Genomic DNA, 23,477 nt, shown 5'->3' on the forward strand with positions numbered 1-23,477 from the left:
ATCAAAATTTATACAATGAAATTCGGACAAGTTGAAGATCCTTCTCAAATAGATTTTACCCTGCCAAAAGATCATTCACGAACCAAAGCAATTCTTAAGCAAAATAAAAAAGGGCTTGAAAACATATCAATTGGCTGCGCAAAGTGGAATAAAACTGACCTCAAAGGCTTTTATCCGAAAGGAACAAAAGATGAACTTACTTACTATGCAAAGCAATTCAATTCTATCGAATTAAATGCTACATTCTACGGAATGCCGACTCCTGAACAGGTGCAGACATGGAAAGAAAAAACGCCTCCGAATTTTAAGTTTTTTCCTAAAATTACCAATACCGTTTCGCACTTTAGAAGACTTCTGAATGTTGATGATGTAGTAACACAATTTGCAACTGCTGTTTTAAATTTTGATGAAAAACTGGGAATGGTTTTTCTACAGCTGCATGATAATTTTAAACCAAAAGATTATGAAAGACTGGAGCAATTTGTCAACAAATGGCCAAAAGAAGTTCCTTTAGCCATCGAACTCAGAAATACAGAATGGTTTACAGATGAAGAAATTTTAGGCAAAACCTGTCAGCTTTTTGAAGAAAACCAAATTACCAATATCATTGTAGATACAGCAGGAAGACGGGATATGCTTCATATGAGACTGACTACGCCCAATGCTTTTGTAAGATACGTTGGAGCCAATCACGAAAGTGATTACGAAAGATTAGATGACTGGCTGAATCATCTTACACAATGGAAAAAAGAAGGATTGCAGAATTTATATTTTTTTGTACATCAAAATGTAGAAAAAGCATCACCGCTTTTATCGGCATATTTTATCGAAAAAATCAACAAAGAATGGAAAACTGATCTTCCTATTCCTAGGATGGCACAAGATAATCCACCATCTTTATTTTAGGTTAGCTTCTTTTCATTAATAATCCCAGATTCAAAAAAATCAGAAGAAAACAGAGGGTTACCCAAATTCCAAGCTGCATATTTTCATAATTATGGGCTTCAACTTCTTTCCTGGCTATAGTTGATAGCTTTTCACTCTGATTTATGTAGTTCTGAACCTCAACAATCTGATCCATGTTCTTATTGGGTAAGGCATGCTGTGAAAAATAAACAAGATTTTTTCTTCCCAGAAAACCTGCAACCCAGTATTCATCAGATTTATTCATTTTCAGATACTCAATTCTATAAAATTCGGGACGGATTTTTCCAATATGCTTGGTTTCTATAGGCAAATTCTGATCAAGATTATTAAGGTTGATAACATAAAAATCCAATGTCTGAGGAAGTTTATTGATCACCTGCAAAGAAACAGAACCATTTACAATACTGACAGCTGATTTTTTCACAAACCAATAACTAAAAATTGATATGGAAAAAATAACAGACGCAAATCTGAAAATTTTTGCATACTGACCTAAAGCCCCCTTTTTAACTTTAGCTAAAAAAAGTGAAAAAATCAGTGACAGAAAAATGACAAAAATAATAAATCCCATTTCGCAAAGATACTTAATTGTGTATATTTGTCGCGAAATTAAAAAAATAACTATGAAAAGAATTATTTTAGGACTGACAGTGCTTGTTACATCTTTTATTAATGCTCAGATAAAATTTGAAAAGGGATATTTTATTGATAAAAATGGAGAAAAAAAGGAAGTATACATAAAGAATGTCGATTGGGTAAATTATCCGGAAGAATTAATTTATAAATCAGATATCAATTCTGTTACTGAAGATAAAACTAACACTATTCATCTGAAGGAATTTGGAATTGATAATTATGGAAAATATATTTCGTATTACGGACCTATTGATATATCTTCTGATAATATAAATGATCTTTCCAATCAATCTGAACCAAAATTTGTTAATGAATCTACATTTTTGAAAGTAATAGCGTCAGGTTCTTATAATTTGTATGAATATAAAGGTAAGAACGTTACTCGCTATTACTATTCATCTGACAATAATACAGAGATAAAACCATTAATATATAAAAAATATAATCCTAATGGGGATTTTAACAAGGTAGCTACGAATAATGAATATATTAACCAATTAAAAAAAATAATACCAAACAAAATTTCTGTTTCAACAATAAATTATAATGAAAGTAGCTTAAAAAAAGTTTTTCATATTATAAATAATGCAAACGGAAATTTCGAGAATAATGATAAATTATTTGAGAAGAAAAATGATCTAAAATTCAATCTATCAATAAGACCAGGAATCAGTATTTATACAATGGAAACGTATAGTATTTTAGGGAATTACGCTTTATCTACTACTCCTAATTTCCGAGTAGGAATCGAAGGAGAATTGATTTTGCCATTCAACAGAAATAAATGGAGTATTATTGCCGAACCCACATATAATGCACTTACAAGCAAAAAATTATCTGCAGTATCCGGTAATTATATATTAACTGTTGATAAATTTTCATTTATTGATCTAAATTTGGGAATAAGACATTATATGTATCTGAATGATGAATCGAAACTGTATATTAATGCCCAAATTAACTCAGCTCGCTTTAAATTAGGCAATACTAAAACATTTGATATAATTTATGAGGATGAATATCGAAGTGCTTTTGCTAATAGAAATGAGTTAAGCAATGTACAAATACTAAGTAATTATAGTTTAGGAGCAGGATATACTTATAGAAATAAATATTCGGTAGAAATCCAATATAACTCAAAAGGTACTTTAACAAATAGATCAGGTGCTGAAGATCTAAAAGTACATTTTTTTTCTATAATTTTAGGCTATAACTTATTTTAATCAACATTCCATTCCTTCAAAAACTGGCCGAGGAAAGTCAGCATAAACTGATGCCTTTCTTCGGCTATTTTTTTTCCTTTTTCCGTATTCATAAGGTCTTTCAGCAGCAATAGTTTTTCATAAAAATGATTAATGGTAGTTCCGTTGGATTTTTTGTATTCTTCTTTTGTCATATTCAGTTTTGGATGAATATCAGGATGATACATCAGATTATTTTTAAAACCTCCGAAATTGAATGTTCTTCCGATTCCAATGGCACCAATTGCATCCAGCCTGTCAGCATCCTGTACAATTTTCAATTCAATTGGTAAGTTTTCAGGAGCTTCTCTCCTATTCTTGAATGAAATATTTTGAATGATAAAAAGAACCTGTTGAATAGTTCCTTCACTCACATTCTGAATCTCTAAAAATTCCCTGGAAATTTTTAAGGCTAAAGTTTCATCACCGTCATGAAATTTAGGATCAGCAATATCATGCAGTAAAGCCGAAAGTTCCACAACCTCAAGATTGCATTGTTCGGTTTCAGCAATTTTTCGGGAAAGCTTCCACACTCTTTCAATATGAAACCAGTCGTGACCCGCTTCTGCTCCTTCCAGTTTTTCTTTTACGAATTTTATTGTGTTTTGTATGATGTTATTCATTATGAAGTTAAATTTAATCTAATTATTAAAGACTTGTCTGATTTGAATTTCAGATTTTATTTAAAACAATATTCCAAAGTTTCTTATTATAGCTTCTGAAAAAATTCACATGTCCTATTGCACCTTTATCAGATTCCGAAACTTTTAATAGTCTATATTCGGGCTTTAAATTGGGATAAGTATCCCGTAACAGACTTTTTACTCCTTTTTCGGTAACCCAGTCATCATCTTCAGCATATAAAACCAAAACTTTTTGTGATAATCTGTGAGAATAATTTTCTGTTTTTTCAAGCAGTTTATTGGTAGATTTCCGGTTCAAAATTAAGGTTCTCCAGTCATAAGCACAATTTTTAGGCAAACTTTCTCCCAAACCAAACCAATGGGCAGGAAAATATCCCAACACAAAACTTGTAATTGGCTGTACAACTCCAAATCCAAGATAAGCCTCTATTCTTGTCTTAAACCTTAAATTTCCTACAAAAGCATTTTGAGTTCCCACAAAAATAAATTGTTTGAATATATCAGAATTTTTATTCATGCCGAGTAAAAGAGCTCCCACAGAATGCCCAAGACAGTATTTTATGTAATTATTAAATTCTTTTATTATATAATCCGTTACTGCTTTGAAATCAGAATTTCCCCACGATTTCATAGAAGCATTACAGTTTTTTATGCGATCCGGTTTAGACATCCCTATTCCGAAATAGTCATAAGTCATTACCGTAAAGCCATTATCTTTCAAAAAATGAGCAAATGCGAAATAAACCTGCTGCTTTACTCCTGTTCCTGAATTGATGACAAGAAACTTCCCGTTAGACTTTTCCGGCAGAAACAGATGTGCAGTAAGATGATTTTGCTGATCTGTAACAATCTTAATTTTTTGCATGATTCAGAAATAAAAAAATCCACATCAAATGTGGAAATTTTAGTTTAAAATTCTTTAAAATAATACGGTTTTCAATATGTACCAAATAAAGTTTACTTTACATCTTTAAGATAAGGTAAAGCTGTTTGAGCGCCTTTGCCTAAAGAAACTTTCGATGAGACAAGGTTTCCGAATTTCACACAGTCTTCAATGGTGTTTTTATGACACATTGCGATAGAAAAACCTGTAGTAAAAGCATCACCCATTCCCATTTTATAAATCATATTTTCATTTTCATTACGGAAGTATTTCATTTCGGTTCCGTTAAAATAAAGCGTGGAATTGGTTTCGTCTCTTACAAACAGTTTATTGAAATATTTTTCGAGAATCTTTTCTCTTTCATCTTCTCCAAAGATTACAGACAGCTCATTTGATTTAGCGATAATAAAATCAACAGAATTTAAAATTTCGTCATTAAGCCTTTTTCCGGGTGATGCGTAAAGACCTACCATTTTGCCATAAGACTTTGCCTTTTTTACGGTAAATTCTACTACTTCCATAGAAATTTCAAGCTGCAGTAAAACCAAATCAGATGCTGCAATATATTTTTCTGCGTTCTTTACGTTTTCAGTAGCGAGATATTTATTGGCAGCAGGATCAACTACAATAGAGAAATCCCCGTTGCAACTGGTTACATAAGCAATTCCTGTGGGTGCCTGATCTGTTTCACAAACATAGCCTACATTTACATTTTCATTCACAAGATTACGCATAATCTGCTGTCCTAAAGGATCTATTCCCACACAGCCCACAAAATAAACATTAGCGCCCAATCTTGCGGTTCCAACAGCCTGATTGGCACCTTTACCTCCAAAAAAATTTTCGGAGTGGTGAGCCATTACGGTTTCATTACCGCCCGGAATTTTATCTGTATACAAGACTAAATCAAGTGAACAGCTTCCTATGACTACGATTTTTGGTTGTTGTGATGAGAATTTCATTTATAAAAATCTTAGCTTGTTAAAATATAAAGTTTAAATGTAAGTAATTTTAATTTACCAATATCTCTATAAATTCTGTAATTACCTTTACAGGCTCATTTTTTTCGTTAAAACCAATATAGCTCGCATAGAAGCCTTCTCCGTAACCTGTTTCAAAAGCAAAAATATTTCCGGGGGTTTCTTCATTTGGTTTTAAAAATGCAAACTGATCAATCGCTCCGTTTTCATCGAAAAAATGTCCGTGAAAAAATTCTTCATAGATCCCCATAAAATCATCTCCCTTTCTGCGAAAAAGCTTCTGCTCCAAAAAGTTAAGCTGTTCCTGTGTCTCAAAATCCATAAAACATCCCATTCCACTTTCTACAGGATATCCAAAAACCTCTCCTTCGGCTAAATCTTCCGTATGCTGATTTTCGGTTGTTGCCATTTTCCATGACGATATTTTTTCGTCACTGAAAACGATTTCAACATACGCAACACAATTGCTTTCCCGCTCTTTGTGAAGTATGACCTGAAAATCTCCTTTTGGAAATTCAGTAGAAAATGGCTGCATATCATTCGTAATCAAAGGATCACAAGCCACCAGTTTTCCGGTCGAAAGATATATTTTTCCGACTTCAAAACTCTCCAATAACGGACTTTCCACAAAGTCTTTGGAAAAAAGTTTTTGTATATTTTCTAAGTGTGTCATTCCTAATTTTAGGCTAGATTAAAATTATTCTATCTGGTTTTAAAGACTGTCAGGCTGAGCGGAGTCGAAGCCTTTTTCTGATTGGAAATTATCCGAATGACTTCTGTTTTGACAAACGGATAATTCTTTCAATTTCTCCCAATTATTATTTATAATTGCTTCTTTTTTCTTTCTGCTCCATCCTTTAACCTGTTTTTCAAATGCAATTGCTTGATTAACATCATTAAATCCCCAATAAAAAACCAATTTTACAGGTCTTCTTTTATGAGTATAACTTTCAGGATATTTACCAGATTGATGCTGAATAAATCTTTCTTCAAGATTATTGGTAATTCCTGTATAATAAGAATCGTCAGAACATTTTAATATGTATACAAAATATTGTTTCACTTTATCTCAAAAGGCTTCGACTCCGCTCAGCCTGACATTCCGACAACTTTACGTTATATTATTTATGATAATTATAAACTTTTCAACTTCTCTTCCAAAATTGCAATCTTCTCAAGTGCATCTTTTTGTTTTTTGCGCTCTACTTCTACAATTTCTGGTTTTGCATTGACAACAAACTTTTCGTTTGAAAGTTTTTTGTCTACAGAAATCAAAAATCCTTTCAGATACTTTAGTTCTTCTTCTGTTTTTGCTTTCTCTTCTGCTAAATCTAAGTTTTCACTTAGAGGAATGGAAATTTCCGTTGCACCTACCAAAAATGTAAAGCTTGGCTTATCTGTTTTTGTCCCGAAATGAATATCATAAACATTTGCCAGTTTTTTAATAACATCTTCATTCTTAAATTCTGCAGCATTTGTATAAATTTCGGCTCCTTCTCTTGGAGAAATTCCTTTTGTCTGGCGATAATTTCTAATGCCCGAAATGACTTCGGATGCTATTTCAAAGTTTTTAATAATTGTTTCGTCAAACGATTCTGCTTTTTTCTGCTGAGCGATAACTAAAGCCTCATCAATATTTCTTTCAGAAATAGCCTGCCACAATTCTTCAGTTAAGAACGGCATAAACGGATGAAGCAATTTCATTAATTCTTCAAAGAGCTCAATTGTTTTATTGTAGACCTCTTTAGAAATACCTTCACCATAATTTGGTTTTATTGCTTCAAGATACCATCCGCAGAAATCATCTTTAATTAGTTTTTGAATTAAATTTAAAGCATCAGATATTCTGAATTTGCTGAATTGGTCATTAATTTCAACGATTGATTTATTCAGTTGATTTTCAAACCATTCAATTGTCTGAATTTCAGTAGAATTTGCAGGCTTATCTTCATGATTCCACAAATTGATTAATCTAAAAGCATTCCAGATTTTAGTTCCGAAATTCCTTCCCAAATCGCAAAGAGGCGAAGTATAAATTGGATCTCTACCTTCATCCATTCTTTGTTTTATCTGTTTTTCTGTAAGAACATTCCCCTGTTCATCAATTTGTTCGGAATCAAATTTCAGATCATTTCCAGCAGCAGAACTCATCATAATTCCTACTCTTACAGCATCAGCTCCATAACGTTCCATTAAATCCAGCGGATCCGGAGAATTACCAAGAGACTTAGACATTTTTCTGCCAATTTTATCCCTTACAATCCCCGTAAAATAAACATTTTTGAAAGGAACTTCTTTTCTGTATTCCAATCCTGCCATAATCATTCTGGCAACCCAGAAGAAAATAATATCCGGACCTGTCACTAAGTCTGAAGTCGGGTAATAATAATTAATATCTTTATTTTCAGAATCAAGCAATCCATCGAAAACCGACATTGGCCACAACCATGATGAGAACCAGGTATCAAGAGCGTCTTCGTCTTGTTTTAAGTTCTCAGTTGTTAGTTGATCGTTGTTGGTTTTTTGCTTTGCAAGTTCTAATGCCTCTTCGATGCTTTCAGCAACGACAAAATCATTTTCTCCGTCACCATAATAATACGCAGGAATTTGCTGTCCCCACCAAAGCTGTCGGGAAATATTCCAGTCGCGGATATTTTCCATCCAGTGTTTATAGGTATTTTTAAACTTTTCAGGATAAAATTTAACCTCATCATCCATTACAACATCCAAGGCTGGTTTTGCAATTTCAGACATTTTCAGGAACCACTGAACAGAAACTTTAGGTTCAATGACCGCACCAGTTCGTTCTGAAGTTCCTACTTTATTCATGTAATCTTCTGCTTTCAGCAAAAGATCTTTTTCTTCTAATTCCTTAGCAATCTGCTTTCTTACCTCGAATCTGTTTTTTCCGGCATAATGTAACCCGTGATCATTCAGATTTCCGTTATCATCCAAAGCATCAATCATGTGAAGATTGTGTTTCTGCCCGATTTCGTAGTCGTTGATGTCGTGTGCAGGCGTGATTTTCAAAGCCCCTGTTCCGAATTCAATATCTACATATTCGTCTTCAATGATAGGAATTACTCTGTCAACAATCGGTACGATAACGTTTTTACCTTTTAAATGAGCATATCTTTCATCATTAGGATTGATGCAAACCGCAGTATCCCCGAAAATGGTTTCAGGACGCGTTGTAGCCACCGAAAGAAATTCCTCAGATCCTTCGATTTTGTATTTTAGAAAGTATAATTTTCCGTTTTGTTCTTTAAAGATTACTTCTTCGTCAGAAATATTGGTTTTAGCTTCAGGATCCCAATTGACCATTCTGTACCCACGATAGATCAGTCCTTTATTGTATAAATCAACAAAAGATTTGATTACCTGCTGAGAAAGTTTAGGTTCCATTGTGAAACGGGTTCTATCCCAATCGCAAGAACAGCCCAGTTTTTTCAATTGCTCAAGAATTGTTCCTCCATATTTGTCAGTCCAGTCCCAAGCGTGTTTTAAGAATTCTTCACGAGTAATATCAGATTTATTGACTCCTTCAGACTTCAGTTTAGCAACAACTTTAGCTTCTGTAGCAATAGAAGCATGATCTGTTCCCGGAACCCAACAGGCATTAAAGCCCTGCATTCTTGCACGACGAACCAGAACATCCTGAATGGTATTATTCAACATATGCCCCATGTGCAAAATCCCCGTTACGTTTGGCGGAGGAATTACAACAGTGTAAGGCGGCTTGTCATTCGGTTCTGAATGGAAATATTTGTTTTCCAACCAGTAATTGTACCACTTTTGTTCTGTTTCCTTTGGATTGTACTTTTCTGAAATCTGCATAAATTCTTAATTTCTTTTCTTTACGATTTGCAAAAATAGTTTAAAGTAAAAAAATGTAAGCACTAATTAAAATAATTTTTAACTTTGTTCCTCAAAATTTATCTAACAAACATATTAACATTCAAGAATATGAAAAAATTAATCGCAGGAATTGCATTATTCGGAACTTTTGCATTAGCATCTGCACAAACCATTACTTTTGACAGAACAACGTACGAATATGGTCAAATAAAGCCAAATTCTGACGGAAATAGATTTTTTACAGTAACTAATACAGGTGATAAGCCTTTAATTATTTCCAATGTAAAACCTTCTTGCGGATGCACAACTCCGGAATTCAGCCAGGATCCTATTTTACCCGGAAAATCTGCAAAGATAAAAGTGGGTTACAACACTGCGTCTCCAGGTGCTTTCAATAAAATGATTGAAGTTTTTTCTAATGATCCTGTAAACAGCAGAAGTGTAATTTACATCAAAGGTGATGTAAATCCTAATGCTCCTGACCCTAAACCATTAACTCCCGCCGAGCTAAAAGCTAAAGCTAAGGCTGATAAAAAAGCAGCTAAAATAGCAAAGAAAGCAGCTAAATAGTGTTCAGATTAAAAAAATAGTAGAAACCGTCTCAATTGAGGCGGTTTTTTGTTATTTTAGATAAAAAAGATTAGTAAAAAGCAAAAATAAGCAAAACGGTTAAAACCTTTGCTATACAAGGCTTTATAAAAAGAGTAGTCTTAGTTCGGAAGTCGGTGTCTGATAGGTTTGGGGCTTAAATTGACAAGGTTAGGTTACTAATTCGTTACCGATTGACAAAGGTAACAGTATAGTTTAACTGATTATATTTCAGTTTTTTGCGCTCTTTTCTACGTTCCCTTGTAACTCAATGTAATTTAATTTTAAACGTTAAACATTTGAGTTATGGAGCAGACAAAAAAATCGACGTTCAAACTGCTTTTCTATTTGAAAAAGAACGAACTGAAAAAGAACGGTAATGCCCCGATTATGGCACGTATTACCATTGACGGAACCCCGAAAACTTTCGGAACAAAGTTAGAAATTGACCCCAATAATTGGGATTTAAAACACGGAAGAGTTCAGGGCAAAAGTGCGCAAGCATTAAGCATCAATAAAAAACTGGATAACATACGTGGGCGTATCGACAAGATTTATGAAGATATGCTGAAGCACGAGGGCTTTGCGACTGCCCAAAAGGTAAAGCTATCATTTTTGGGTGTAGGCGTAATGGATGATGCTATCCTAAAGGTTTTCAACGACCAAAATGAGGATTTTAAAAAATTGGTCGAAAAAGAAGAACGCTCAAAAAGCACCTACAACAAGTATATCACAGTTTACAATCATCTTACCACATTTATAAAGGAACGCTATCATAGTGATGATATGGCTTTTCGGGAATTGACTTCCGATTTTATCCGGGAGTTTGATTTTTACCTCCGGTACGATTTACAGTCCTCCCACAATACAGTTTGGGTGTACACGATGCCTTTATTAGCCCTTGTGGAACTGGCTATTAAAAAGGGCTTGATACGTGATAATCCTTTTCAGGATTACGAAATCAATATGGAAGAAACCGACCGGGGTTATATCCTTAAAGAAGACGTAGAAAAGCTGATGATGTGCGTACCATCGCACCCACGATATGAACTGGTAAAAGACCTCTTTATTTTCAGTTGCTTTACCGGACTTGCTTATGCGGATATTAAGAAACTGACAAGGAACAATATTCAATCATTCTTTGACGGTCATCAGTGGATTATAAGCAGGAGAAAGAAATCAGATATTGCTTCTAATGTTCGGTTAATGGAAATCCCTAAGCGTATCATTGAGAAGTATCAGGGTACGACAAGGAATGAATTTATCTTTCCGGTTCCGACTAATGCAACCTGCAATACACACATAGGCAAACTGGTTGAAAAGGCGGAGATTATTACGGAGCAAAAAGTAACCTTTCACACGGCAAGGCATACTTTCGGAACAATGTTTTTGACCGAGGGCGTACCGCTTGAAAGTCTTAGCAAAATGATGGGGCATAAAAATATTTCCACCACACAGATTTACGCTAAAATCACAAGCCAAAAAATCAGTAAGGATATGGATTTAGTTACCCCCAAATTCAAAGCAATGGAAGAAGCGTTTATGATGGCAATCTAATTAGCTTTTATCTAATCACAGCGAGCAGAACTTAACGGTTCTGCTTTTTTTTATGCCTATACTTTTTGTGTGGGTAAAGCACATTTACTTTTCTCTACCAGTCCAACGCTGTAAAAGAGCTTATTACCTACTTCCGAAATAGAAAATTGAAAAACGCTCCCTTGTCTAACGCTCCCTGCTATTCCGTTTTTCAAATCTCTATTACAGGCTATGATAGCCTGGTCATTAATGCCATAAAAATTTAGAGTAGAAAATTTCCACAATCAACCGGTAAAAAGGCAGCTAAGTTATAGCGGGCAGCCACCCCACACGCCCAACCAAAAGACTACGGCATAATGGCAAGGCAAAATGTTGGCTTCGCCGAATTGCTGTGTGTTGCCTTGCCACCCTCCGGGACTTATTCCGTTTCCTTTCGGTTTTACGCTGTTGCCCGCTTGGATTATCTGCTTTCTTTTTTCCGGTTTTTCTTTTGGAAAAATTTATGCGAAGCGAAGCGGAACAGACCACAATGGGAAGCGGGAAACGAGAAAAGCGAGTGAGTAAATAACATTTTTCAAACATTAAAATTTTAGCATTATGGCACACAACATCAATTTCAACGAGCAAACAGGACGTCATTCATTTTTCAGCGTTCAACAAAAAGCGTGGCACGATTTGGGGCAAATCGTAGAGCAATACCCAACAAGCGAGGAAGCAATAGTACACGCAGGTTTAGACTACGAGGTTATCAAATCCCCACTGTTTACACAGGGCAGAACAATGAGCATAGGCGATAGCGGAGAGCTGATTGAAGCCAACGACATCTTAGTACCTAACAGTTTTGCCACACTCCGCACCGACACCAACACACCGTTAGGCGTGGTAGGAAAAGACTACCATATCGTACAGAACCGTGAGGCGTTCAATTTCTTTGATGATATTGTAGGCGGAGGCGATGGGATATTGTACGAAACCGCAGGAGCATTGGGTAACGGAGAACGCATTTTTATCACTGCCAAGCTGCCCGACTATATCCGAGTAGGTAATGGCGACGATGTTACAGAAAAGTACATCTTCCTAACCACAAGCCACGACGGTAGCGGAAGTATTACCGCAGCATTTACCCCTATCCGTATCGTATGCCAAAACACCCTTAACGCATCATTGAGGAGTATGACCAACGTTGTGCGTATCAAACACACGTCAGGAGCAAAACAACGCCTCGAAAACGCTCACAAGGTCATGGGGCTTGCCAACATCCTAAGCACACAATTAGAGAACATTTTTAACGACTGGGCTAAAGTAAGGGTAACAGACCGAGAAGTAAGAAAGCTAATCCAGTTGGCACTTTGCCCGAACAAAGAAACGTTTAACCTGCTCAAAAAAGGTGCGGAAGATGAAGTTTCCACCGTGTTCAAAAACACCGTAGATGATGCCTTTGAATACGCTATGATAAGCGACACCCAACAAATGGCAACTACCAAAGGCACATTATTCGGGACTTACAATGCCGTTACAGGTTACTTTCAGAATGTACGCAATTACAGGGATGGCGAAGCCAAACTACAATCCATTGTAATGGGCGGTACAGCACAGCTAAAGACACAAAAAGCCTTTGAACTGTGTACAGACTTTGCCTATTCAGGAGCAGAGATTTTCAACTTCAATTAATCATCAAAGGCGACTGCCTGCAAAGGTGGTCGCCTACTAAAAATAAAAGATATGAAAGCATTAGATAAAATGGACAACCTCGATAAAGCGGGCTTGTTGTGCAAACTTTTTCCCGCAGAACTGGAGAACCTGCAAAACGCTATAAAAACGCAATGCGACTACTTCCTGCAAAATGAAACAGCATTCCGTGAGGGTTGGTATCAAAAGGGATTTTTCACCGCTGAATTTTGGTACAGGCTTGTGCAGAATGCACAAAAAGGAACAGCCCAAAATGAACCTCTTTGGAAACGCCCGAACTGGTTTACAGACCATTTTTTTGACGGACACAATTCAATTTTCGCTATTCACTGCCTGATTGAATATACAGAAGATGCACAATGCGACCCGCAATTAAAACAGGCGATACACCTGCTTTTCGGGAGCGACAAATTTTTACAGATAACCTTAAACGATAAATAATTATGGCTAATTGGTGCAACAATTGGGTTATTTTTGAGGGAACACCCGAAGCAATCGAACAGATAACACAGCTATTCAAATCAATGGCTGAACAGGAACATAAAGACGACTGCGGGCAATTACCCGATTTCGTACAGGACACGCACGGAGATTATTTCTACAATATCAGTCAGGATAATGAAAGTGCGGGCGTGTTTCAGTATGAAACAAAATGGTCGCCAAACACGGAAGCGGTAAAGCAGATAGCCGAACATTTCAAAGTGAATTTCACACAGGACTATGAGGAATTAGGATGCTTAGTATATGGTCAGGCAATATTTGAAAACGGCATACTAAACGACACCTGCTTAGATAGCCAGGACTTTGACAGTTACGAATTAGACGAGGAAACAGATACCTACCATTTTGAGGGCAAGGAGTATGACAGCGAGTGGGAAATTCTCGACACATTGTTAGAGCGTAAAATGGCTAATGCTAAAATTCAGCACAATGAAAATTAGAGATAAAAACGGGAACTGGATTGAGGTTACTGACCTTAAAAAAGCTATTCAACAAACTGGGTGGTATAAAGAATATACGCATAATCCACCTGTGAAAAGCGACAAGGAAAGGCAGGCATATTGGACAGATATGCACAAGAAATTAATAGCTTTAAGAGAACAGTTAAACAAGCCGAAAAATTAAAACACAGTACGACCCAAAAAGTCGGGCGGCAAAAAGACAGATCCTCCCGATGGTCGGGCAGTCTTTTTGCTTTAAATGGGAGCAATCCCCTTTAGTAAAATGCACCACTACACAATTCCTTTTTCTTCTCCATTTTACCAAACAGGTTGCAGCGTTATTGTTTGGGATATTCATTATCCCAATGATTGGTTAATAATAATAATAATAATAACTTCCTTTCTTAATCAGCGAACAAAGAAAAGACACTGACTAATTGATTTTGAATTTTCATAAATCTGGGTTAATGCACTTTTTTAAATTTGCTAAATTTGTTTTATAGCAAAAACTGCAAATTAATATATGGGAGGAGTTAAACAGAGATGGCTTGAATTAGAAAGTAGAAATTTAAGCAATATTCCAGATAAGAATATTTGTATCAAACATTTTGATGATAAAAGCATTAATCGCTTTATTAGGCAAAACTATCACGATGGTTATTGTGATTATTGCGCTAAGGAACTAAAAGTAGTTTCTCTTGAAGATTTAATGGAATTTATTATGGATGGTATTTCAAATTTCTATGAAGATGCCGCCAACTTTATGAGTTACAATTCAAGAGAGGGAGGTTATCTTGGAGAAATCTATACCCCTGACGAACTTATACAAGAACACATAGAGTTAAATGCTGAACCTTTTGAGGTTATTGAAGATATTGTTAATTCAATTGAAGATATTGCTTGGGCTCAACCTGACCTGTATTACGACAATATTAAAGATGATTTAGAATTTCAGTGGAATTACTTTAAAGAAATCATCAAACATAAATCCCGCTACCTTTTTTCATCAGCAGACAGCAGCCTTCCTAAAGCCTTGCAAATACTACAAGAGGTTGGTAAACTTATATCAAAATTAAATATAATCAGGATTATCCCGGCAGGAACAAAACTTTATCGTTGTAGACAACACGACTTCAAAACAAAAATTATAGATTTTAACGAAATCACTGCTCCCCCTAACAAAAAAGCAATTTATCCAAATAGGTTTAGCCCTTCAGGAATATCAATGTTTTATTCCGCTTTTGATGATGATACAGCAATTTTAGAAACAATAAGCAGGACAGATAAATACAAAAGGTATATAACAATTGCGGAATTTGAAACCTTAGAAAATCAGGTTGTTGTTGATTTTAATAAGCTCCCAAAAATTCCAAGTATTTTCGGCATTAAGGACAAGAAACGATATTACCTTATTTTATTTCTATACTCATTTGTAAGGGATATAACGCAACAAATTATTAAGGATGGTAAAGAACATACCGAATACGTTCCAACTCAAGTTGTGACTGAATTTTTAAGGTATCCATTCAATAAAAATAGGAAGAATAAAATATCGGGGATTATTTATCCCTCATCGCAAAATAGAAATCATCAATCGGCAGTGTTTTTTTGGGATGACGAACTAAGTAGAGAAAAAGTAAAATTGAACACCTTAAAAAGAAAGAAAATTATTTAATGAAAATTGACAGTGAACATATTGTAAAGCAATCTGAAGAGTTTGCATTGAATATAGCCAAGCAAATTTCAAAAATAACAGTTAGACCGTTCTGTGAAATTTCCTTTCATTCATCGGAATATAGGGATAGGAAAACGCTCTCAAATTATCTGCATAAAATTCCTAAAAGCGACAATCCACTCATTTATATTATTCAGATTAAATCCCCGAAAATTTTAAGCACGCTGATTGATTATTTTGAAGATTATCAATCAGCAAATAAGCTAAAAGTAAAGAATAAAGACCGTGTTAACCTTTCCCGGTACAACAAGACTTCATCAGATATATTATATGTTGGAAGCTCAACGACTGATTTCAAGACAAGAATTAAGAACCATCTTGGCACAGAAGGAAATCGGGTTTATAGTTTGCATTTATGCAAGTGGGACAATTGTTTAGAATACGATTTGAATATTTTTGCATACGAAGTCATTTCAGAAAGCAATGAAATTATTGAACGTTTCATTGTCGAAATTCTTGAACAGCAATTTTGGGATAAGTTAAGCCCGATATTTGGAAAACGAAGTGGTTTATAACCCAAAAAATAGATTAAACAACTGAATTAATGAAAACATTATACGTTATTGGTAATGGATTTGACATCCATCATAAATTAGACACAAGGTATCAAAGTTTTGCAAACTACTTGGCTGAAAATGATAGTGAGGTTTATGAACTCTTATTAAATTATTATGGACTTCCTGATATTACAAATCCTGAATTGACAGATGAAGAGTATGCGTTATGGTCAAGATTTGAGCAAGCCTTAGCTGAATTGGATTATTTATCGGTATTGGACGATAATTCCGACTTAATTGCTCGCCCTGGTGCTGAAGATTTTCGAGATAGAGATTGGCATAGTTATCAGATAGAGATGGAAGAAATCATTAAGGATTTAACGACCACTCTAATTAGCGACTTTAATAAGTTTATTCTTGAAGTCAAATACGAAAGTATTTCTGATGATGTGCTAATTGACTTAGAAGACGATAGCCATTTTTTAAATTTCAATTATACTAAAACACTACAGGAAAGCTACGGCATTCCCGAAGAACGAATAACCTATATTCATAACAGAGCAGATATAGACAATTGTACTCTTATTTTAGGACACGGAACTGACCCTGCAAATTTTGATGAGAAAGAAGAAGAACCGCCACAAGGATTAAGCGAAGAAGAATTATACGAATGGCGTGAGCAAAAGGCTGATGAATATGACTATTCTTATGAAAGTGCCAAACAAGAAATACTATCTTATTATACAAAGGCATTTAAAAATACGGCTTCAATTATCGAAAACAATATTGTTTTTTTTACCAATCTTACTGAAGTTGAAAAAGTTATTGTCTTAGGGCATTCTATTTCAGAAGTAGATTTAAAATATTTTGAGGTATTAAAAGCCAAACTAAATGAAAATGTAATTTGGAATGTTTCGTATTACAGTGAGCTTGAGAAGCAAGCACATAAAGAAACACTATTGCAACTTGGAATAAATAACAACAATATTGTCCAAATAAAAATTACAGATTTAAAAAAGCAATCTTAGTTATTAGTAAAGTATTCCTGTGCAAATTTTGCTATTCCCACACTAAAATATTTACCACCATTAGTAACAACCTCAATGGCTTTCTTAAAATCATACACATCGCTACCAATAAGCAAATAGCCCATAAAACCCATTTCCAAAAGAGATTTTACGACTTTTTCAGCATCAATATCACTATGCCCAATCAGTTTAATGATTGGGTATAGTGTCCTTAGTTCTTGAAGCTGTGCCAGCACATTCTTATCGTAAAAATCAAGGTCAATAATACAAATTTGGGGAAGTTCCTTTAATGCAGACAGTTGAGATATTCCGTCTTTAATGTCTTCCGAACGGAACAATACGTCAATTCCTGAAGTGACAAGGTCGTTATAGGCTAAATCAACTATTAGGCGTTTATCATTGATAAATGCAATGCCGATTGCTTTTGGGGTATTTACAGTTTCCATACTACCAGTTTTAATGTTAGTGTAGCCCTGCACAAAAAAGAAAGCGCAGGCAACCACACTTACCGACATTGAGGCACTGGTATACCCGACAACGAATAAGCGAGCGCCCACGCCTATAACGTGAGCGTTCCTACTTATCTGTCCCGTTGTCTTAAAAATTACCAGTTTTCAATGTGGGACTTAAAGCAAAAACACTTTAAGTATTTCTATATTTTCAAAAGCAAAGATACTAAACTCGTTCTGATACGAAAGTATTAATCTGTACTAAAATTGGCTATTTGTTATTTGTATTATTGGAGATATAGTTCCGTTCCAGGATTGTCAGAATATCACTCTCCTTATAAATTATTTTGCCCCCTATCTGTATATAAGGCAGGATATTATCATCACGGTATTGCTGTAAAGTCCGTTTGCTGATATGGAGCAGTTTGCATATATCTTCGCCAGAAAGATAAATTTCTCCATTCATTACAGGACGATAGTTTTTCAATATACTTTCGATACGGCTTCTTAGCTGCGTTATCATCTCTTGATTAGCAACGATTTCTTCATTATCATTCGTGAATAAATCCATTTTCAACAGTATTGTATGGATGTCCGGCTTCGAGTAAAACCTGTACATCCGAGCGTTTATAATAATTCTTGCGGTTCAGTCTGGAAGAAGGCAATAACCCTTTATCTTTATAAGTCTGCAAAGTCCGCTTGGTAATATTCATCATTAGGCACACTTCTTGATTATCGAGCCATTTTTCTTTTTTGAAAATTGGCGTGTATTTTTTCGTAGCATTTTCGGTTAATTCCAAAAGTGCTTTTAGCTCATTTTTCATTCCCTCCAGTACGGACTTTTGTATTGCGATTACTTCCATTTTTTGCTCAATTTTGCTGTGGAAGTCGAATTTAAATAAGCTTGTCGCTGTGTTGAAAAATGTTGTAGTGTTTGGCTTTGAAAGGAAGTGTTTGACGGTTTACCGCCCTGTGCAAATAAAAAATCGTATAGCTTTTTGAACTATCCGATTTTCTTAATTATTTAAGTCCTGTTTTATAAGTGTTATCAAGTTTGTTGTGGATTATTGTTGCTACAACCAAAACTTCTGTCATTTGTGAAAGTTGGGTATCCTCCAATATTTTTGGATTATGCGCTTTTGGATTTCTGTACATAGAAAAAAATCCTTTACAGAAATTTCCAAAGCCTTTATGTTCACTTTCCTCACTTGGATTATTCAGAGTATTAAAAGCAAGCATAGGTCTTTTGTCTTTTCCCAATGCAAAACAATCATCAACTAAATCTGCTCCGTCTGAAGTATAGCCACTTTTTTGCCTAAGCCTTTCTGCGACACTTTTTGTAATTTCAAGTATAGCGTGAAAATAGTTTTCCTTCAGCCATTCAGCTTCACAGTAAGGCAAAATTTCTGAATGAACTCCAATACCGTGTACTTTTTCTTTGATTTTAAGTGACCTGCTTTTAGCTTCGGAAATGGTTTTAGCCCTATCAACTTGTCGGGGCTGTCCACTTTTATCTATTTCTATACCTTCATAAACGAGTTTTTCATTGAGAGTTGTTCTGTCTTTTTCAAATTCATCTTCGGAATTATACCTTTTGGGATTTAATAATCTAACAACAAATGCCAATACATTATTTCCACATCTGTCTTGTATTTGCCTTTCTTTTAAAGCATAGAACAATCTGTCTGTTTTGTTTGTACCATTTTGAGATTGGGAAATGCCAGCACCAGATAAATGTTCTGTAATTTTTGTATGTGTTAGCATATTTGAAATAATATCTGATATATTTCGTAGTGTTATGTCATCGAAGGATTTTGTCATTTTATAATTTTTCTCTTTTAAAACTACCTATATAGGCTTTTGTATCTCCACATTTTGTTGTTCTTTATCTTCTTTCTTCTCACGGGAATAAACCCAAAGCGACAATAACCCGAATATCATTAGTGCATAAGATATCCATTTACCAATCTTTTCAATCAATTTGATAAAAACCGAACTCTCATAAGATGAGAAACCCTCTGCTCCCATAGGGTTGCGTCTGTAAAACTTTCTCCGGTTAATCCAGTAACGAAGTCCCAAGCCTGCAACCAAAAATATTATTCCGCTAACCAATGATGCAACCATAACAAAAACACTTTATTTCTACTGTTTGAATTTACAAAAATATTTGTTTCAATCTGTAACGATGTGTATTAAATACGAAAACGGCTTACCTGTCAGATAAGCCGTTTTTTTTTATGAAATGACCTGTAATTTTTAATCACTACTATTAAACTGGAAAGTTATCTGTTTTTCATTTCCAAAACCATCCGAAATCCAAACATCAAAAGATTGTGATACGGTAGATGTTGAAGTGTAATACAACCGGAACTGCTCCGTTGGCAATTGATATAGGTCATTGGGCTGATACGGCGGTTCATTGTAGTATTGCAACGTTCCCTGCCCATCAAACTGGAAATAGCGAAGGAAATACTGCGTATTGCTGTAATTGCCTGTACGCTGTATGGTAATGCGTATTTCTACGGTCTGCCCGTTGGCAACATCTTTAGGCACTGGCATTACATTGACCTCAAAAGGAAAATTGTTCTGTATTTCGAGTTCATCATCTTTGTTGCAAGATACCAACGTAACCGAAGCTGTTAGGATTGTCAGGAATACATACAACGGCAGTAGCCCTGTTCTGAATTTATTGAATATTGCTATCATTGTTTTACGTTTTAAAAGTTAAACTTTAATCCCACACCTGCGGATGGACGGAACTGTTCCAGATCCGTCCCCCACAAAACTTTTGTACGCCCTTGTAGGACTAATACAAAACGGTCGGACAGGTAGGTTTCAAAAATGAGGCGACCGCCTGCTCCGTAGATAAAATTATCTTCGCTCAATATTTTCGCACCGTCGTACAGCATCGCTTCGCCCCGGTTGATGGCTTCGTAACCGACCACGCCCGTTACGGCGAAATTCAGCGTAATGTTCTTACGGGCATCTCCCAACAAAAAGAAGCTGTAACCGCCCTCTGTGGAATAGGTTTCCTGCGGTATGCGCAGGTCTTTGTAATCGTGGTACTGGTGGGTATATTCCAACGCCCAAAGCTGGTAATTACCATTTTTACCGTTTATGGTCATTGCTGCGCTGATGTAGTAATCATTGCCAATCTTATCATTGGACAATACACCTGCACTTATTTCCAATCCCTTCTGCTTCGGCAGCATCCTTTGTGCCTGTGCAGCCGTGATGCCTATCAGGACAAACAGCACGGTATAGATACACTTTTTCATATTCTTGCTTTAAAGGGTTATTAAAATTTTAGGTGCATATCGTCAATCAAACGGGCTTTGATTAGGTCGGAATTTTCGACCTGCAATGTTTGATGCCTGCCGCCGTTTTTCTCGAAAATCTCAATCAGCAACACCTTATCATCGGCAATGGTAAACTGGTCTAACAGGAAAACATTTTGTTCGGTCGATTTTCCGGCAATACCGTCCAATGGCTTGTAAGTTCTCAACGGAGTTAAAGGGCGTTCCTGGACTACGGTGCGTTTGGCTACCTTTTTATCCACGACTTTGAAATTGATAAAATCAATCTCGAAAGGCACATTGGTACGGTTTCTCAATTCCGTATGGAAATAGTATTTGCCGTTGTGTATGTAAATCCCTTTCAGGATAAACTGAATGCCGAAACTCTTAGCCCCGATATGCTTTACAATGCGCTTATCTTTCTTGTAAATGGTTTCCAAAAGCAAGCCTGCCAGTGAGGGAGAATTGTTGCCCAGTTCCTCAAAAAGCACATCGTTACCTTTGGCTTTATCCACCGCTTTTTGCATTGTGAGCAGGTCGTAGCTCAAAGCCTCCGGGTAGGAACTGTAATACACGTTGAAGCTGTAAAAACGCCCGTCATTCGTGATAACGGAAAAATTCGTTTCCGGCTCAAAGTCCCTTACCGATGCTTTTACACGCAATACGTTTTCGGCATCTTCAGCCTTACCTGCAATCAGGTATTCGCTGCCCAAATCCACGTAACGAATGGCGGTCGGGAAAATCAGGTGCGAAGTTTTATCGTAGGTCACTTCCATACGGTACGGTTCTATCTTGCCCAATGCAAGCGGTGTTTTTGCAGTTGCACTGTCCTGTGCATAAGTTGTTACGGCAAAGCCGAGTATCAGAGCAATAGCCCAAAAGGTTTTTAAATGATTTTTCATTGTTTTATTTATTTGAGTTCAACATTATTTTTTAGATACAAGGAAGACCTGATAGCCTGCTTTCAGCGTAACCTTTGGCGTTCTTACTTTCTTGGCGAAATAGCCCGAAATACCCTGTACCACGCCACGGCTAAGGTCAGCCGCCACCTGCTGTCCGGCATTCTGCGTGAGCATTACGCTTGTTCCTCCGGTCTGGCTCATATTGCCCGCCATTTCAGTAAGGGCATTCATTTCCGGCGAATACGGAACGTACAAACCTTGTTGCCCGTCCAAATCGTAAATGGTAATATCTACCGGGATGATGTTGCCCTCCAGTTCTACGGAGGTAACTTTTAATTGCAACCTGCCATTCTGAAATTTTGCATTAGCCGTTACAATCGTTCCTTTGGGGATGGTACGCTGCGGAGTTTTAGCAGGCTCTAACAGGCGTAAACGCACACCTGTTTCGCCAACTACCGTTTGGGCTTCGTGTACACAGGCTTTGATGCTGTTTTTAGGCTGTACCGCCTGTTCAATTGAACCTGCGGTATAAAACCCACGGTTTTTTGTTTGGCTCCAATCGGCTGCAAAGGCACTGTCCGACGGTTCACGGTACAAGGCTGATACAATGTTCTTTCTTGTTGGTGTGAACGATACAAATTGCTCTTTTTGGTTAGCACCCGCAGCCCCAGTAGTTGCACCATTGGCAGGAGCAGCATTTCCGGTATTGGCATTTTGCGGAAGATACTTTGCTGCCATTTCATAGGATTTCTCCATTAATTTGAGTTGGTCGTCAACGGTGGCCACAGGTGGCACATCTTTTTCCGACAACTTTGCTTTTAGTTCGTCCACTTGCTTACGCAATTCCATCGTTTCCGAATTGTTGTCCTGATAAAATGAACCCAACGTGCTTTGTGCATTACGGTAACTGTTCAATACAGAATTTCCGTTTCGTCCCGATTTTCTGCCACCACCCCCAAAGCCGTTGCTTTCTTCATCTTCTTCAGGTAAACTTTCTTCATTGTCAGCAGATGCAGTATCTTCAGTATTCCAATAATCAGAAAGCGTGGTCAGTGCATTGCGCTTTTCCTGCTCTTTGCGTTCGAGCATTTCCTGCTCATACGCCTTGCTTTTATCATCGGGCATCCCTGCTCCGGTAGCCTGCGGTACAGCATCATTCAGCCCGATATTTTCAACTGCCTTTTTATCTTTAGACGGTTTAAATATGAGGTACATACAGCCGAGAAATACCACGCCCATCAAAAGGAAAATGATTGGCTTTTTGAGCTTATCCTTATTGCTCTTTTTATTATCCGGCAGATTTGATGCTCCGTTTTGGTCTTCTCCCTCAACGAGAAAGCTGACCCTTTTTTCATTTTCTTTCATAAATCTGATTTTTTAAAATTGTTGATACACTATCCTGCAACCTTGCAGGGTTTTTACTTTTAAGGACAGGGTTTTCGATATGCTCTATGACCATACCGTTACCGGACTTTGAGGTATCGTACATCACTTTGCCAATGACCGCTACGGTAAGCAGCAGATAACCCACAAAGAAGTACAGCGTATATTGGTGCTGTTTGCGCAAGGGCAACGCCCGCCAACGTTCGTCCAGCTTGTCAAAGTACCTGTCCATATTTGCTCTTAATTTTTTCATAACCTTACTAT

Annotated in this window: 29 protein-coding genes; 12 read left to right on the forward strand and 17 right to left on the reverse strand. The window is 36.4% G+C overall.

Annotated features, from left to right (window positions below):
- Nucleotides 1–15 precede the first annotated feature (15 nt).
- Entirely contained in the window at nucleotides 16–906 is an 891-nt protein-coding gene (locus AC0NBN_RS11050; RefSeq protein WP_160811832.1) for a DUF72 domain-containing protein, read from the forward strand.
- 1 nt (nucleotide 907) lies between these two features.
- Here the strand turns inward: AC0NBN_RS11050 and AC0NBN_RS11055 are convergent, their stop codons facing one another.
- Nucleotides 908–1,351, reverse strand: coding sequence for a hypothetical protein (locus tag AC0NBN_RS11055; protein WP_474468386.1), 444 nt, complete (start codon nucleotides 1,349–1,351; stop codon nucleotides 908–910).
- A gap of 199 nt (nucleotides 1,352–1,550) precedes the next feature.
- Between AC0NBN_RS11055 and AC0NBN_RS11060 the strand changes: the two genes are divergently transcribed.
- Nucleotides 1,551–2,786 (forward strand): hypothetical protein, encoded by a 1,236-nt coding sequence (locus AC0NBN_RS11060; protein WP_160811830.1) that lies wholly within the window; start codon nucleotides 1,551–1,553, stop codon nucleotides 2,784–2,786.
- On the opposite strand, the gene AC0NBN_RS11065 is transcribed toward AC0NBN_RS11060, so the two are convergent.
- From AC0NBN_RS11065 to AC0NBN_RS11090, 6 genes are all read right to left on the reverse strand, one after another.
- Nucleotides 2,783–3,427 (reverse strand): HD domain-containing protein, encoded by a 645-nt coding sequence (locus tag AC0NBN_RS11065; protein WP_160811829.1) that lies wholly within the window; start codon nucleotides 3,425–3,427, stop codon nucleotides 2,783–2,785. The two genes, AC0NBN_RS11060 and AC0NBN_RS11065, sit on opposite strands and share 4 nt — an antisense overlap.
- A 49-nt stretch (nucleotides 3,428–3,476) precedes the next feature.
- Nucleotides 3,477–4,313 carry a serine aminopeptidase domain-containing protein gene (locus AC0NBN_RS11070; RefSeq protein ID WP_160811828.1) on the reverse strand — a complete coding sequence of 279 codons (837 nt, stop codon included), beginning with the start codon at nucleotides 4,311–4,313 and terminating at the stop codon, nucleotides 3,477–3,479.
- A gap of 92 nt (nucleotides 4,314–4,405) precedes the next feature.
- Nucleotides 4,406–5,293 carry a ribokinase gene (locus tag AC0NBN_RS11075; RefSeq protein WP_160811827.1) on the reverse strand — a complete coding sequence of 296 codons (888 nt, stop codon included), beginning with the start codon at nucleotides 5,291–5,293 and terminating at the stop codon, nucleotides 4,406–4,408.
- Nucleotides 5,294–5,342: 49 nt separating this feature from the next.
- Nucleotides 5,343–5,984, reverse strand: coding sequence for a DUF4241 domain-containing protein (locus AC0NBN_RS11080; protein ID WP_160811826.1), 642 nt, complete (start codon nucleotides 5,982–5,984; stop codon nucleotides 5,343–5,345).
- Between the two features lie 39 nt (nucleotides 5,985–6,023).
- Nucleotides 6,024–6,374, reverse strand: coding sequence for a GIY-YIG nuclease family protein (locus tag AC0NBN_RS11085; RefSeq protein ID WP_160811825.1), 351 nt, complete (start codon nucleotides 6,372–6,374; stop codon nucleotides 6,024–6,026).
- 71 nt (nucleotides 6,375–6,445) lie between these two features.
- Nucleotides 6,446–9,148 carry a valine--tRNA ligase gene (locus AC0NBN_RS11090; protein ID WP_160811824.1) on the reverse strand — a complete coding sequence of 901 codons (2,703 nt, stop codon included), beginning with the start codon at nucleotides 9,146–9,148 and terminating at the stop codon, nucleotides 6,446–6,448.
- 129 nt (nucleotides 9,149–9,277) lie between these two features.
- Here AC0NBN_RS11090 and AC0NBN_RS11095 point away from each other — a divergent pair, with 129 nt between their 5' ends.
- The 10 genes from AC0NBN_RS11095 to AC0NBN_RS11140 all read left to right on the forward strand — a co-directional run bounded on the left by AC0NBN_RS11095 (nucleotide 9,278) and on the right by AC0NBN_RS11140 (nucleotide 17,183).
- Nucleotides 9,278–9,739, forward strand: a complete 462-nt coding sequence (locus tag AC0NBN_RS11095) for a DUF1573 domain-containing protein (RefSeq protein WP_143885611.1) — start codon at nucleotides 9,278–9,280, stop codon at nucleotides 9,737–9,739.
- A 324-nt stretch (nucleotides 9,740–10,063) separates the two neighbouring features.
- A complete protein-coding gene (locus AC0NBN_RS11100) occupies nucleotides 10,064–11,314 on the forward strand; it encodes a site-specific integrase (protein ID WP_047095539.1) in 1,251 nt (416 codons plus the stop codon).
- A 348-nt stretch (nucleotides 11,315–11,662) separates the two neighbouring features.
- Nucleotides 11,663–11,857: a hypothetical protein gene (locus AC0NBN_RS11105; protein ID WP_160811823.1), complete on the forward strand. Its 195-nt coding sequence runs from the start codon at nucleotides 11,663–11,665 to the stop codon at nucleotides 11,855–11,857.
- 33 nt (nucleotides 11,858–11,890) lie between these two features.
- The gene (locus tag AC0NBN_RS11110) at nucleotides 11,891–12,964 is read left to right on the forward strand and encodes a DUF932 domain-containing protein (RefSeq protein WP_047095541.1); all 1,074 of its coding nucleotides are present in this window, start codon (nucleotides 11,891–11,893) and stop codon (nucleotides 12,962–12,964) included.
- Nucleotides 12,965–13,015: 51 nt separating this feature from the next.
- Nucleotides 13,016–13,423 (forward strand): hypothetical protein, encoded by a 408-nt coding sequence (locus AC0NBN_RS11115; protein ID WP_047095542.1) that lies wholly within the window; start codon nucleotides 13,016–13,018, stop codon nucleotides 13,421–13,423.
- A 2-nt stretch (nucleotides 13,424–13,425) separates the two neighbouring features.
- Nucleotides 13,426–13,923 (forward strand): DUF1281 family ferredoxin-like fold protein, encoded by a 498-nt coding sequence (locus AC0NBN_RS11120; protein ID WP_002978538.1) that lies wholly within the window; start codon nucleotides 13,426–13,428, stop codon nucleotides 13,921–13,923.
- Nucleotides 13,913–14,107 carry a hypothetical protein gene (locus tag AC0NBN_RS11125; protein WP_047095570.1) on the forward strand — a complete coding sequence of 65 codons (195 nt, stop codon included), beginning with the start codon at nucleotides 13,913–13,915 and terminating at the stop codon, nucleotides 14,105–14,107. Before AC0NBN_RS11120 ends, AC0NBN_RS11125 begins: the two co-directional genes overlap by 11 nt.
- Nucleotides 14,108–14,446: 339 nt before the next feature.
- Entirely contained in the window at nucleotides 14,447–15,598 is a 1,152-nt protein-coding gene (locus AC0NBN_RS11130) for a HEPN-associated N-terminal domain-containing protein (RefSeq protein WP_047095543.1), read from the forward strand.
- A complete protein-coding gene (locus AC0NBN_RS11135; protein WP_002978531.1) occupies nucleotides 15,598–16,173 on the forward strand; it encodes a hypothetical protein in 576 nt (191 codons plus the stop codon). Before AC0NBN_RS11130 ends, AC0NBN_RS11135 begins: the two co-directional genes overlap by 1 nt.
- A 29-nt stretch (nucleotides 16,174–16,202) precedes the next feature.
- Nucleotides 16,203–17,183 (forward strand): bacteriophage abortive infection AbiH family protein, encoded by a 981-nt coding sequence (locus tag AC0NBN_RS11140; RefSeq protein ID WP_047095544.1) that lies wholly within the window; start codon nucleotides 16,203–16,205, stop codon nucleotides 17,181–17,183.
- Here AC0NBN_RS11140 and AC0NBN_RS11145 read toward each other — a convergent pair.
- The 10 genes from AC0NBN_RS11145 to AC0NBN_RS11190 all read right to left on the reverse strand — a co-directional run.
- A complete protein-coding gene (locus AC0NBN_RS11145) occupies nucleotides 17,180–17,629 on the reverse strand; it encodes an ANTAR domain-containing protein (protein WP_034722103.1) in 450 nt (149 codons plus the stop codon). The genes AC0NBN_RS11140 and AC0NBN_RS11145 overlap by 4 nt on opposite strands.
- Nucleotides 17,630–17,903: 274 nt before the next feature.
- Nucleotides 17,904–18,155: a helix-turn-helix domain-containing protein gene (locus AC0NBN_RS11150; RefSeq protein WP_431355984.1), complete on the reverse strand. Its 252-nt coding sequence runs from the start codon at nucleotides 18,153–18,155 to the stop codon at nucleotides 17,904–17,906.
- 28 nt (nucleotides 18,156–18,183) lie between these two features.
- Nucleotides 18,184–18,495, reverse strand: a complete 312-nt coding sequence (locus AC0NBN_RS11155) for a helix-turn-helix domain-containing protein (RefSeq protein ID WP_113636603.1) — start codon at nucleotides 18,493–18,495, stop codon at nucleotides 18,184–18,186.
- A 157-nt stretch (nucleotides 18,496–18,652) separates the two neighbouring features.
- Complete coding sequence (locus tag AC0NBN_RS11160) at nucleotides 18,653–19,453, reverse strand: TIGR02391 family protein (RefSeq protein ID WP_047095547.1); 801 nt, start codon at nucleotides 19,451–19,453, stop codon at nucleotides 18,653–18,655.
- Between the two features lie 27 nt (nucleotides 19,454–19,480).
- Nucleotides 19,481–19,756, reverse strand: a complete 276-nt coding sequence (locus AC0NBN_RS11165) for a hypothetical protein (RefSeq protein ID WP_047095548.1) — start codon at nucleotides 19,754–19,756, stop codon at nucleotides 19,481–19,483.
- Between the two features lie 132 nt (nucleotides 19,757–19,888).
- Entirely contained in the window at nucleotides 19,889–20,338 is a 450-nt protein-coding gene (locus tag AC0NBN_RS11170) for a DUF3872 domain-containing protein (protein ID WP_047095549.1), read from the reverse strand.
- A gap of 11 nt (nucleotides 20,339–20,349) precedes the next feature.
- Nucleotides 20,350–20,910, reverse strand: a complete 561-nt coding sequence (locus AC0NBN_RS11175; protein ID WP_024566589.1) for a conjugal transfer protein TraO — start codon at nucleotides 20,908–20,910, stop codon at nucleotides 20,350–20,352.
- A 20-nt stretch (nucleotides 20,911–20,930) separates the two neighbouring features.
- Nucleotides 20,931–21,830 (reverse strand): conjugative transposon protein TraN, encoded by a 900-nt coding sequence (traN, locus tag AC0NBN_RS11180; protein ID WP_047095550.1) that lies wholly within the window; start codon nucleotides 21,828–21,830, stop codon nucleotides 20,931–20,933.
- A 24-nt stretch (nucleotides 21,831–21,854) separates the two neighbouring features.
- Nucleotides 21,855–23,195: a conjugative transposon protein TraM gene (traM, locus tag AC0NBN_RS11185; RefSeq protein WP_024566591.1), complete on the reverse strand. Its 1,341-nt coding sequence runs from the start codon at nucleotides 23,193–23,195 to the stop codon at nucleotides 21,855–21,857.
- On the reverse strand, nucleotides 23,182–23,477 hold a 296-nt coding region (locus AC0NBN_RS11190), incomplete at its 5' end, for a hypothetical protein (RefSeq protein WP_474468395.1). The genes traM and AC0NBN_RS11190, both read right to left, overlap by 14 nt.

The sequence above is a fragment of the Chryseobacterium sp. L12 genome (assembly GCF_056133985.1).